General features: G+C 72.6%; 10 protein-coding genes. 4 read left to right on the plus strand and 6 right to left on the minus strand.

The window, feature by feature from the left end; translation table 11 throughout:
- The first annotated feature begins 230 nt into the window (after positions 1–230).
- The 4 genes from DW299_RS01770 to DW299_RS01785 all read left to right on the plus strand — a co-directional run bounded on the left by DW299_RS01770 (position 231) and on the right by DW299_RS01785 (position 4,084).
- Positions 231–1,514: a sensor domain-containing protein gene (locus tag DW299_RS01770; RefSeq protein WP_136035417.1), complete on the plus strand. Its 1,284-nt coding sequence runs from the start codon at positions 231–233 to the stop codon at positions 1,512–1,514.
- 114 nt (positions 1,515–1,628) lie between these two features.
- Entirely contained in the window at positions 1,629–2,057 is a 429-nt protein-coding gene (paaI, locus tag DW299_RS01775) for a hydroxyphenylacetyl-CoA thioesterase PaaI (RefSeq protein WP_136035418.1), read from the plus strand.
- A gap of 24 nt (positions 2,058–2,081) precedes the next feature.
- Positions 2,082–3,407, plus strand: coding sequence for a phenylacetate--CoA ligase PaaK (paaK, locus tag DW299_RS01780; protein ID WP_136035419.1), 1,326 nt, complete (start codon positions 2,082–2,084; stop codon positions 3,405–3,407).
- 62 nt (positions 3,408–3,469) lie between these two features.
- Positions 3,470–4,084 carry a TetR/AcrR family transcriptional regulator gene (locus tag DW299_RS01785; RefSeq protein WP_136035420.1) on the plus strand — a complete coding sequence of 205 codons (615 nt, stop codon included), beginning with the start codon at positions 3,470–3,472 and terminating at the stop codon, positions 4,082–4,084.
- 37 nt (positions 4,085–4,121) lie between these two features.
- Here the strand turns inward: DW299_RS01785 and paaZ are convergent, their stop codons facing one another.
- The 6 genes from paaZ to DW299_RS01815 all read right to left on the minus strand — a co-directional run.
- Entirely contained in the window at positions 4,122–6,203 is a 2,082-nt protein-coding gene (paaZ, locus tag DW299_RS01790) for a phenylacetic acid degradation bifunctional protein PaaZ (protein WP_136035421.1), read from the minus strand.
- A 14-nt stretch (positions 6,204–6,217) separates the two neighbouring features.
- Positions 6,218–7,117, minus strand: a complete 900-nt coding sequence (locus DW299_RS01795) for a 3-hydroxyacyl-CoA dehydrogenase family protein (RefSeq protein ID WP_136035422.1) — start codon at positions 7,115–7,117, stop codon at positions 6,218–6,220.
- Positions 7,114–7,881 carry an enoyl-CoA hydratase/isomerase family protein gene (locus tag DW299_RS01800; RefSeq protein ID WP_136035423.1) on the minus strand — a complete coding sequence of 256 codons (768 nt, stop codon included), beginning with the start codon at positions 7,879–7,881 and terminating at the stop codon, positions 7,114–7,116. Before DW299_RS01800 ends, DW299_RS01795 begins: the two co-directional genes overlap by 4 nt.
- Positions 7,878–9,071, minus strand: coding sequence for a thiolase family protein (locus DW299_RS01805; RefSeq protein ID WP_136035424.1), 1,194 nt, complete (start codon positions 9,069–9,071; stop codon positions 7,878–7,880). The genes DW299_RS01800 and DW299_RS01805 overlap by 4 nt, the downstream gene beginning before the upstream one ends.
- A gap of 123 nt (positions 9,072–9,194) precedes the next feature.
- Entirely contained in the window at positions 9,195–10,514 is a 1,320-nt protein-coding gene (locus tag DW299_RS01810) for an MFS transporter (protein WP_136035425.1), read from the minus strand.
- Between the two features lie 134 nt (positions 10,515–10,648).
- Positions 10,649–11,370: dihydrolipoamide acetyltransferase family protein (locus DW299_RS01815; RefSeq protein ID WP_136035426.1), on the minus strand; the 722-nt coding region annotated here is incomplete at its 5' end.

Here is an 11,370-nt window from a genome sequence, read left to right on the forward strand (position 1 = left end):
CGCCCCCACGGCGGCCGAGGCGCGGGCGGCCGTGACGCGCGCCGGGTGACGGCGCCCGACGCGGGCTTCTGCGGTCGGGGCGGGGGTGTATGCCGATGCGGGCATGCGATCCGTATCGTTCTCGTCACGGTGGTCGGCTGGCCAGTATTTTGGTGTGCCGAACCACTACGCTCGCGGCAGGGGACGCGCCGTCGGCGCGTGAGAGACCACCGGAGGGTCGAATGTCCAGCATGTCGTTCGTGAAGAGATCGATCGCGCGAGGCGGCCTCGCGGCCGTCCTCGTGGGGGCGCTCGCGGGGGTGTCCGCGTGCGCACCGACTCCCGAGCCCGCGTCGAGTCCTTCGGCCGCGCCGTCGACCTCGGCGCCGGAGCCGTACGATGGGCCGCTGCTCTTCGTCGGCGACGAGCTGGAGTCGTTCGCACTGACTCCGCAGGAGGTCGCCGGCCTCTTCCCGGGGGCACCGCCCGCGACCGCGATCACGGACACGCTCGTGCAGTACGCCGACGGCGGCGGTCCCGACTTCGCTCCGGCCGTCTGCAGGCTCCTGATCAGCGAGACGTCGATGCGCAGCGTCGGCGCGCGCACGGTGCCGTGGGTCGATGGCGCAGACGCCGGGAACAGCGGAAGGCAGGAGATCCTGCAGTTCGCCTCGGAGGAGAACGCGTCCGCTCGGATGGACGACCTCGTGTCGACGGTCGAGAGCTGCGCGCAGTTCGACGCCCAGGGGCCGGGGTCCTTCACGGCCTCCGTGGCTCCCGACGGCGATGGTGTCCGCGCCTTCGCCGGGACGCTGGAACTCGACTCCTCGGGGAGCCCGTGGCGTGCACACCACGCGTTCGCCGCGGTCGGCAACGTGATCGTGCACGCGTGGCAGCCGGCACAGGACGGTTCCGCGTTCGACGCGGAGGCCGCTGCGCTCCTGCTGCGCGACCGTGCGGTGGAGGCGAAGACCGCGCTCGTGGACGAGCTCACCGCGCAGCCGCCCGTCACGCCGACGCCGTCCGCGCAGGATCCCTCCGCCGACTGGAGCACGTGGGAGCTGACGCCGACGGGCGTCGGTCCTCTGATCTTCGGTGCCGACCGCGCCGCCGCGCTCGCCGCGGTCCCCGGGGCGACGGCCGAGGAGTTCACCTGGACGGACACGGCCGCGCGCCTGCTGAGTCCGGACGGACAGTCCTCGCTCATCCTGCACTTCACCGAGGACGGGGCGCGGCTCAGCGGCGTGACCGCCGGCATCGCGAACCTGGACGGTGACGTCGAGCCGAACGGCGACCTGCTCCCGGCGGCCCAGGGCGTGCGCATCGGGGCGCCGCTCGCCGACGCCGTCGCCGCATTCCCCGATGGCACGTTCCTGCAGATCGTCTCGTCCGGCGAGGACTTCTATCAGTGGGCGACGAGGGAGGGCGGCGTGGTTCGCTTCCGCGCGGACCGCGACGCCGCGGATCCGGCGGCCGTCATCACCGGGATCACGGTGGAGGACGCGACGCTGACCCCGCCCCTCACCGTCGACTGACGCACGCTCTGCGTCGGGCCGCGGTCCCGCTCTGTCTTACTGACCGATCGTTCAGTTAGTATGGGCCGAGCGGGACCGCGGCGTCCCGTCCCCAGCGCGACGAGGAGGTCGGCGATGACGGATGTGACGACGGAGACGGCGGAGGCCGTGCAGCCCAATCGCGCCATGATGCAGCGCGACCGTGCGTCCGCGATGCTCGGGCTCACGGTCGAGCGCGACGACCCCGGTCATGCGGTCGTCTCGATGCGCGTGCGCGACGACATGACCAACGGCTTCCGCATCACCCACGGCGGGTTCGTGTTCGCGCTCGCCGACACGGCCTTCGCGATCGCCTGCAACGAGGACGACCGGGTCACGGTCGCGGCCGGAGCCGACATCGCCTTCCTCAAGCCGACCGTCGCCGGGCAGACCCTCACGGCCACGGCCGTGCGACGCACCCGCACCGGGCGCTCCGGCATCTACGACGTCACCGTGGTCGACGAGCAGGGCGACACCGTCGCCGAGTTCCGCGGCCGCTCCCGCACCACGCCCCAGACCCACTGACCCGCCGAAACCCGAGGAGCCCCCGTGTCGACGACGACCGCCCCCGCTTCCGCCCTCCGCCCGCCCGCCGCCGAGGAACTCGACCCCGAGGAGCGCCTGAGCCGTGCGGAGCTCGAGGCCCTTCAGCTGGAGCGGCTGCAACGGACCGTGCGCCACGCCTACGCGAACGTGCCGCTCTACACCCGCAAGTTCGACGAGGCGGGCGTGCACCCCGACGACATCCGGTCGCTCGACGACGTCCGCCGCCTGCCCTTCACGACGAAGGACGACCTGCGCGAGACCTACCCGTTCGGGATGTTCGCGGTGCCGATGGACGAGGTCGCCCGCATCCACGCCTCCAGCGGCACCACGGGCCGCCCGACCGTGGTCGGCTACACCCGGGGCGACCTCGACCGCTGGGGTTCGCTCGTGGCGCGGTCGCTGCGGGCCAGCGGCATCCGGCGGGGCATGAAGGTGCACAACGCCTACGGCTACGGCCTGTTCACGGGCGGCCTCGGAGCGCACGCGGGCATCGAGGCCCTGGGCGCCACGGTGATCCCGATGTCGGGCGGGCAGACGGCACGGCAGGTGCAGCTGATCCGCGACTTCGAGCCGGACGCCATCCTGTGCACGCCCAGCTACCTGCTCACGATCGCGGACGCGATGGCCGCGCAGGGCATCGACCCCCGGTCGACGTCGCTGAAGGTGGCGGTGCTCGGGGCCGAGCCGTGGACGAACGAGATGCGGCACGAGCTCGAGCAGCGCCTGGACCTCGACGCGCTCGACATCTTCGGGCTCAGCGAGGTGATGGGGCCCGGGGTCGGGAACGAGTGCCTGGAGACGAAGGACGGGCCGCACCTGTGGGAGGACCACTTCCTTCCCGAGGTGATCGACGGCGACACGCTCGAGGCGCTCCCCGACGGGGAACGCGGCGAGCTCGTGTTCACCTCGCTCACCAAGGAGGCGTTCCCGGTGATCCGCTACCGCACGCGTGACATCACGCGCCTGCTGCCGGGCACCGCGCGGCCGGGCATGCGGCGCATGGAGAAGGTGACGGGTCGCAACGACGACATGATCATCCTGCGCGGCGTGAACCTGTTCCCGACGCAGATCGAGGAGCTGGTGCTGGGCATCGAGCAGCTGACCCCGCACTTCATCCTGGAGCTGACGAAGGAGGGGCGGATGGACGCCCTGACCGTGCGCATCGAGCGTCACCCCGACCTCTCGGTGGACACGTGCGCGGCGGCGGCGAAGGTGCTGGCGCAGCGCATCAAGGTGTTCGTCGGGTCGACGGTCGCGGTGCGGCTGGAAGAGCCGGGTGCCCTGCCCCGCAGCGAGGGCAAGTACAAGCGCGTCTACGACCTGCGCTGACACGGCGCCGAGATCGCGCCGCCTGCACGGCGCGGGGGCGCCGCGATGGGAGACTGTGGGGGATGTCCGAGATGCAGACCACGCGGCGCGGCCGCCCCGGGTACGACCAGCAGGGGATACTCGACGTCGCGGTCGCCGCGTTCAACGAGCACGGCTACGACGCGACCTCGATCGGCAAGCTGGCCGAGCGCCTTGGCCTGTCGAAGTCGGCGATCTACCACCACTTCGCCTCGAAGGACGACATCCTCGACCGGGCGCTCGACGCTGCCCTCAGCGGCCTGGAGGCCGTTGTCGACGACCCGCTGCCGCTCACGGACGGCGGCCGGGCGCCCGACGCCGTCGCGCGCCTGGAGCACGTGCTGCGCGGCGCCGTGCACGTGCTCGTGTCGCAGCTGCCCGCCGTGACCCTGCTGCTGCGGGTGCGCGGGAACACCGACGTGGAGCGGCGCGCGCTCACGCGTCGTCGTGCGTTCGACCGGCGCATCACCGCGCTCGTCGGAGAGGCGCAGGCGGAGGGGTCGCTGCGCTCCGACATCGACGCGGCCGTCGTGGCCCGCCTCACGTTCGGCATGATCAACTCGATCGTCGAGTGGTATCGCCCCGGCGGGCGTGAGGGGGCGGACCGCCTCGCCGACGACGTGGTCGCCATCGCCCTCGACGGCCTGCGTCGCCGCTGAGGCGCCGGACACCCCGCCCGCCCGGCGCCTCGCGCTCTCACGCGGCGGCGAGCTCCTTCGCGACGAGGGTGAGCACGTCGTAGGTCGCGACGATCTCGTCGTCCTGGTTCTTCAGCACCGCATCCCACCGCACCTCGCCGTACTCGTCGGTCTCGCGCGGGGTGATCTGCTTGGCGGTGAGCTCGACCCGGATCTCGTCGCCGGGTGACACGGGCGTCACGAAGCGCAGGTTCTCCAGGCCGGAGTTGGCCAGCACGGGTCCCGGCGCCGGGTCGACGAACAGCCCAGCGGCCCACGACACCAGCAGGTAGCCGTGCGCGACCCGTCCGGGGAAGAACGGGTTCGCGGCCGCGGAGGCCTCGTCCATGTGCGCGTAGAAGGTGTCGCCCGTGAACGCCGCGAACGTCTCGATGTCGTCGAGGGTCACGGTGCGCGAGGGGCTTGCGACCTGATCGCCGATCCGCAGCTCGGACAGCGACTTGCGGAACGGATGCACGCCGTCGTTCGCCTCGAACGGGCGGGCCGTCGCGCCCTGATGCCACACGCCGGTGAGCGCGGTCATCATCTCGGGGGAGCCCTGCACGGCCGTCCGCTGCATGTGGTGCAGCACCGCGCGGATGCCGCCCAGCTCCTCGCCGCCGCCCGCCCTGCCCGGCCCGCCGTGCACGAGGTTGGGCAGGGGGGAGCCGTGACCGGTCGAGCTGCGCGCGTCGTCGCGGTCGAGGAACAGCACCCGGCCGTTGTAGGCGGCGATGCCGGCCGCCAGGGTCGTCGCGACCTCGGGGTCGTGGGTCGCGACACTGGTGACGAGGGAGCCGCCGCCGCGGGCCACGAGTTCCGACGCCTCGGCCAGCGACCGGTACCCGACGATGCTCGACACCGGGCCGAACGCCTCGATCTCGTTCACGGCGGGGCTGGTCGCGTCGGCGAAGCGCAGCAGCATCGGGGCGACGAAGGCGCCGTCGGGGGCGGTCGCCTCGCTGCCGTCGGCGTGACGCACCGCGGGGTCGTCGGTCGAGCCGATCACGAGCTCGCCGCCCCCCTCCTGCAGCCGTCGCACCTGGCGGCGCACCTCGTCGCGCTGTGCGAGGGAGGCGAGCGGGCCCATCGTGACGCCCTCGGCCCGCGGGTCGCCCACGACGATCCGCTGCTCCAGGCGCGCGCGCACGGCGGCGATCACGTCGTCAACCGCGTCCTCAGGCACGATGGCGCGGCGGATCGCGGTGCACTTCTGCCCGGCCTTCGAGGTCATCTCGGTCACGAGCTGCTTCACGTAGGCGTCGAACTCGGGGGTGCCGCTCACGGCGTCGGTGCCGAGGATCGACGCGTTGATCGAGTCGGTCTCGCTCGTGAAGCGCACACCGCCGGTCTGCACCGCGTCGTGCGCGCGCAGGCGCTCCGCGGTCGAGGCCGAGCCGGTGAACGCCACGAGGTCGCCCAGGCGCAGATGGTCGAACAGGTCAGGCACACTGCCCGACACCAGCTGCAGCGAGCCGTCGGGCAGCAGCCCGGACTCGACCATCACGCGCACCATCGCCTCGGTGAGGTAGCCGGTGGGCGTCGCGGGCTTCACGACCGTGGGCACCCCGGCGAGGAAGGCGGGCGCGAACTTCTCCAGCGACCCCCACACCGGGAAGTTGAAGGCGTTGATCTGCACGGCCACCCCGGGCAGGCGCGTGTAGATGTGGCGGCCGAGGAACGAGCCGTCGCGCGAGAGGTTCTCGACGGCGCCGTCGACGTAGACCTTCGCGTTGGGCAGCTCACGGCGGCCCTTGCTGGAGTAGGCGAAGAGCACGCCGATGCCGCCGTCGATGTCGACCCAGGAGTCCTGCGCCGTGGCACCCGTGCGGCTCGACAGCGCGTACAGCTCCTCCTTGCGTGCGGTGAGGGCGAGCGCGAGCTTCTTCAGCAGCACGGCCCGCTGGTGGAAGGTGAGCGCGCCGAGAGACCCCTGCCCGACCGTGCGCGCGTGGTCCAGGGCGGCGCCCAGGTCGAGCCCGGTCGTGGAGACGCGCGTGACCACCTCGCCCGTGGAGGCGTCGCGCACCTCGGTGGCCTCGGTGTCGGCGGACGGGGTCCACCACGCGCCCTGCACGTAGCTGGGGAGGATCTCGGTCATGGGGGTTCCCTTCATCAGTCGTCCCAGTCGTAGAAGCCGCGTCCGCTCTTGCGGCCGAGGTGGCCCTCGGCGACGAGACGGCGCAGCAGAGCGGGGGGTTCGAAGCGCGGGCCCAGGTGCGCGGCCAGGTACTCGGCGATGCCGAGCCGCACGTCGAGCCCCACGAGGTCGGTGAGCCGGAGCGGGCCCACCGGATGCTTGTAGCCGAGCGTCATGGCGGCGTCGATGTCGGCCGCCGAGGCGACGCCGTCCTCCAGCATCCGGATCGCCTCCAGGCCGAGCGCGACGCCCAGTCGTGAGGAGGCGAAGCCCGGCGCGTCGGCGACCACGATCGGCGTCTTGCCGAGGGCGTGCACCCAGCTGCGGGCCGCGTCGGTCAGGGCCGCGTCGGTCGCCGCGCCGCGCACGATCTCCACCAGGGTCGAGGCCGGCACCGGGTTGAAGAAGTGCAGGCCGAGGAAGCGCGCCGGGCGGTCGAGCACGGCGGCGAGCTCGTCGATCGCGATGGAGGAGGTGTTGGAGGCCAGGGCGGCGGCGGGGGAGAGCTGCGCCTCCACGCGGGTGAGCGCCTCGATCTTCAGGCTCAGGTCCTCCGGCACGGCCTCGACGACGAGGTCGCAGTCGGCGAAGAGGGCCGCGTCGGTGCCGGTCGCGAACCGTGCCCGATACGACGCGACCGTGTCGGTGGCGGAGCCGCGGGCGATCGAGGCGTCGACGGAGCCGAGCACGCGCGCGGACGCCGCCTCCGCCGCCGCGTCATCGCGTTCCACCACGGTCACGTGGGAGCCCGCGAGCAGGAAGGCGTGCGCGATGCCGGCGCCCATGCGCCCGCCGCCGAGCACGCCGACGCGCGCCGGGGCGGTGGGCGGGGCCGTCGCGGCGGCCGCGGAGGGGGACGGTGAGGTGGTCGTCATCGGTCTCTCCGCTCCAGGAAGGCGGTCATGCGGCGGAACTTCTCCGGGCTCTCGAAGAGCACGGACTGCTCCTCCAGGTCGACAGCGGGGTGCCGGTCGCGCGGGGCGCGCAGCACGCGCTTGGTCGCCATCGTGGCCGCGGGGTCGTTGCGGGCGATGCGGTCGGCCACGGCGTGGGCGGCGTCGAGCAGCTCGTCCGGCTCGTGCAGAGCGGAGACGATCCCGAGGCGCAGCGCCTCGTCGGCGAGCACCGTGCGACCGGTGAGCAGCAGCTCGGCGGCCCTGGCCTCACCCACGATCTCCTTCAGCCGCCACGATGCCCCGGCCGCGGCGATGATCCCGAGCCCGGTCTCGGGGTTGCCGATGCGGAGCGCGGGCGTGGCGAGGCGGATGTCCGCGGCGTAGGCGAGCTCGGCCCCACCGCCCAGGGCGTAGCCGTCGATCGCGGCGATCACGGGCATCGGCAGCTCCGCGAGGCGCACGAACGCGTGGGCGTTGATGCCGCGCAGCGCGTCGGCGGCGCGGCGCTCCCGCAGCTGGGCGATGTCGGCACCCGCGGCGAACACGCCCTCGGCCCCGGTGAGGATCAGCGTCTTCGGCGTCTCCTCCAGCTCCGCGCACAGGGCGTGCAGCGCGTCGATCGTGGCCTGGTTGATCGCGTTGCGCTTGTGCGGACGATTCAGGGTCGCGATCACCCGGTCCTCGCGGTGCTCGACCAGCAGCGGCGTCGCGGGCGGGGTCTCGGCGGTCGGCGCCGCGGTCATCGCACGGCCTCCAGGATCGTGGCCGCCCCCTGCCCGACGCCGACGCACATCGTCGCCAGGCCGTACTGCGAGCCCTCACGCTCCATGCGGCCCATCAGCGTGACCAGCAGCCGCGAGCCCGAGGAGCCGAGGGGGTGGCCCAGCGCGATGGCTCCGCCGTCGGCGTTCACCCGGTCCTCGTCGAGCCCGAGGCGGCGGATGCACGCGAGCGACTGCGACGCGAAGGCCTCGTTCAGCTCGATCGACCCCAGGTCGTCCAGCGACAGCCCCGAACGGTGCAGCGCCTTCTCGGTCGCGGGCACCGGCCCGAGCCCCATGACCTCGGGGGCGAGTCCGGCCGAGGTGCCCACCACGATGCGCGCGCGGGGCGTGAGGCCGTAGCGCTCCACGGCCGCGGCGCTCGCCACCAGCACCGCGGACGCGCCGTCGTTGAGGGCGCTGGAGTTGCCCGCGGTCACGACCTCGCCGCCCGCGACCACGGGGCGCAGCCGGGCCAGGACCTCGAGGGTCGTGTCGGGGCGGGGGCCCTCGTCGACGAGCACCTCGCCGTCGCGCACGGGCACGCCGACGATCTCGGGGGCGAAGCGGCCGGCGCTGATCGCGGCGGCGGCGCGCTGCTGCGACCGCACGGCGAACGCGTCGGCCTCCGCGCGCGTGATGCCGTCGACGCGGGCGACCTCTTCTGCGGTCTCCGGCATCGTGAACGTGGCCTTGTCGCGCGCGAGCAGTCGCGGGTTGGGGAAGCGCCAGCCGATCGAGGTGTCGAACGCGGCTCCGGGCTTGGCCCAGGCCTTCTCGGGCTTCGCCTGCACCCAGGGCGCGCGGGTCATCGACTCCACGCCGCCCGCCACGATGAGGTCGGCGTCGCCGGCGCGGATCGCCTGGGCGGCCATGGTCACGGCCGACATGCCGGAGGCGCAGAGCCGGTTGACGGTGATGCCGGGCACCGTGTCGGGGAGCCCCGCGAGGAGCACCGCCATCCGGGCGACGTTGCGGTTGTCCTCACCGGCCTGGTTCGCCGCGCCGAGGATGACCTCGTCGAGTTCCGCGGTCGCGGGGGCGAGCCCGGCGCGCCGTACGGCTTCGCCGACGACGAGGGCGGCCAGATCGTCGGGGCGGACCGTGGCGAGGGTGCCGCCGTAGCGCCCGACCGGCGTGCGCACGCCTCCGACGAGATAGGCCTCTGGCATGCGGATCTCCTGACATCGTCGTCCTGCGGGTGGTCCGGGGAGCGGCCGGCCGTGAATTACTGACCGATCGTAAGGTAATTATGGCACAGGCGCACGGCCGGCCGCGATCCCGGATCCCGCGCGTCAGACGGAGAGGTCGACGCCCTTCGTCTCCTTCACCAGTGACACCCCGATGAGCGAGATGACCGAGGCGATGGCGATGTAGAGGCCGATCGTCCACGCCGCGTGGAACTGGTTCAGCAGCGACTCCGCGATCATCGGCGCGAACGCCCCGCCGAGGATCGCGCCCAGCGCGTAGCCGATCGAGACGCCCGAGTAGCGCACGTTCGCCGGGAACATCTCGGCGTACAGCGCTGCCTGCGGGCCGTACGACAGCCCGAGGGCGAACGTCATCACGAACAGCGCCACGAAGTACCAGACGATGTTCGCGGTGTCGATCAGGAACCACATCGGGATCGCCCACACCGCCAGGGCGACGTAACCGATCTGGAAGGTGCGGATGCGCCCGAGGCGGTCGGAGAGGTGCCCGCCCCACAGCGTGAAGATCAGCCAGCCGAACGAGGCGAGCGTGGTCGCCAGGAGCACGGGCGGACGCTCCATCCCCAGCGCGGTGACCGCGTAGGTGGCGAAGAACGCGATGAGCAGGTAGCCGGCGGCGTTGTTCGCGATGAAGATGACGGCCGTCAGCACGACCTGCTTGGTGTTCGAGCGGAACAGCTGCCCGAGCGGGGCCGAGGCCTCCTTGCGGCGGCGGCGCAGGTCTTCGAACACGGGGCTCTCGTCGACCGCGCGGCGGATCACGTAGCCGACCGCGATCAGCACGATCGACAGCATGAACGGGATGCGCCAGCCCCACTCCAGGAACGCCTCGGGCGACATCGAGGAGGTGAGCGCCCACAGCGTGAACGTCGCCAGGATCATGCCGACCGGCACGCCGATCTGCGGGAAGGCGCCGAACAGGCCGCGCCGGCCCGTCGGCGCGTGCTCGACGGCCATCAGGGCGGCGCCACCCCACTCGCCGCCCGCGGAGAAGCCCTGCAGGATGCGGAGGAGGATGAGGAGGATCGGCGCGGCGACACCGATCGCCGCGTACGTCGGCAGCAGGCCGATCAGCGAGGTGGACAGGCCCATCATGACGAGCGTGAAGACGAGCATCTTCTTACGGCCGAGCTTGTCACCCAGGTGTCCGGCGACGATCGCGCCGAGCGGGCGGAACAGGAACGAGATGCCGATCGTGGCGAACGACAGCACCTGGGCGAGCCCGGGGCTGGACTCCGCGATCGGGGCGAGGAAGAGCGGCGCGAGCACGAGGCCGGCGGCCTGTGCGTAGATGAAGAAGTCGTACCACTCGATCGAGGTGCCCACGAGGGTGCCCGCGAGCACCCGGCGCTCTTCGGCGGGCATCCTTCCGGTGGACGAGGCGGCAGCGGTGGCTGAGGTCATGCGAACTCCGTTGTTCTGCGTCGGGTCGGGCGGCGCGGGGGACGCCGTCGATTACTTACCGAATGATCGGTCAGTAATCGCCGAGCGTAGCGCATCGTCCGCCGCGCCACGAGAGTGCGCAGCAGGTTGCGGCCTCAGATCCTCCCGAACGCACGCAGCGGATGCTCGATCAGCTCCGTCACCCGGCGCAGGAACCCGGCCGCATAACCGCCGTCGCAGACCCGGTGATCGAACACGAGCGACAGCTGGGCGATCCGCCGCGGCACGATCGCTCCCTCCACGACCCACGGGCGTTCGATGATGCGACCGATGCCGAGGATCGCGACATCCGGATGGTTGATGATCGCCGCGGAGCCGTCGACCCCCAGGCCGCCGTAGTTGTTGAGCGTGAAGGTCGAGCCGCGCAGGCGCTCGGGCGGCATGGACCCGGAGCGGGCGGTCGCGGCCAGTTCGCGCAGCGCCGTGTCGAGCTGGGCCACCGTGAGCGCGTGCGCCCGCGGGACCACCGGCACCAGGAGGCCGCGCTCGGTGTCGGCCGCGACGCCCAGGTTCACGCCGTCGAACGAGATCAGCTCGCCGCCGTCCTCGCTCAGCCGCGACGCGAGGACCGGATAGTCCTCCAGCGCCAGCAGCACGAACCTCGCCAGCAGTGCCGTGATCGACGGCGGCCGCTCGCCCTCCGGGGCCATCTGCCCGCGGAGGTCCCACAGTTCCGTCGCATCCACGTCGACCCAGACCGTGGCCTCGGGGATCTCGGAGCGGCTGCGCGCGAGCTTCGCGCTCACGGCGCGCCGCAGCGGCGACAGGCGCTCGCGGGACCGCACGGGGAGGCCGTCGAGCTCGCCGGGGCGGTCCC

It is taken from the genome of Microbacterium sp. K35 (assembly GCF_004794375.1).
GTDB lineage: Bacteria > Actinomycetota > Actinomycetes > Actinomycetales > Microbacteriaceae > Microbacterium > Microbacterium sufflavum.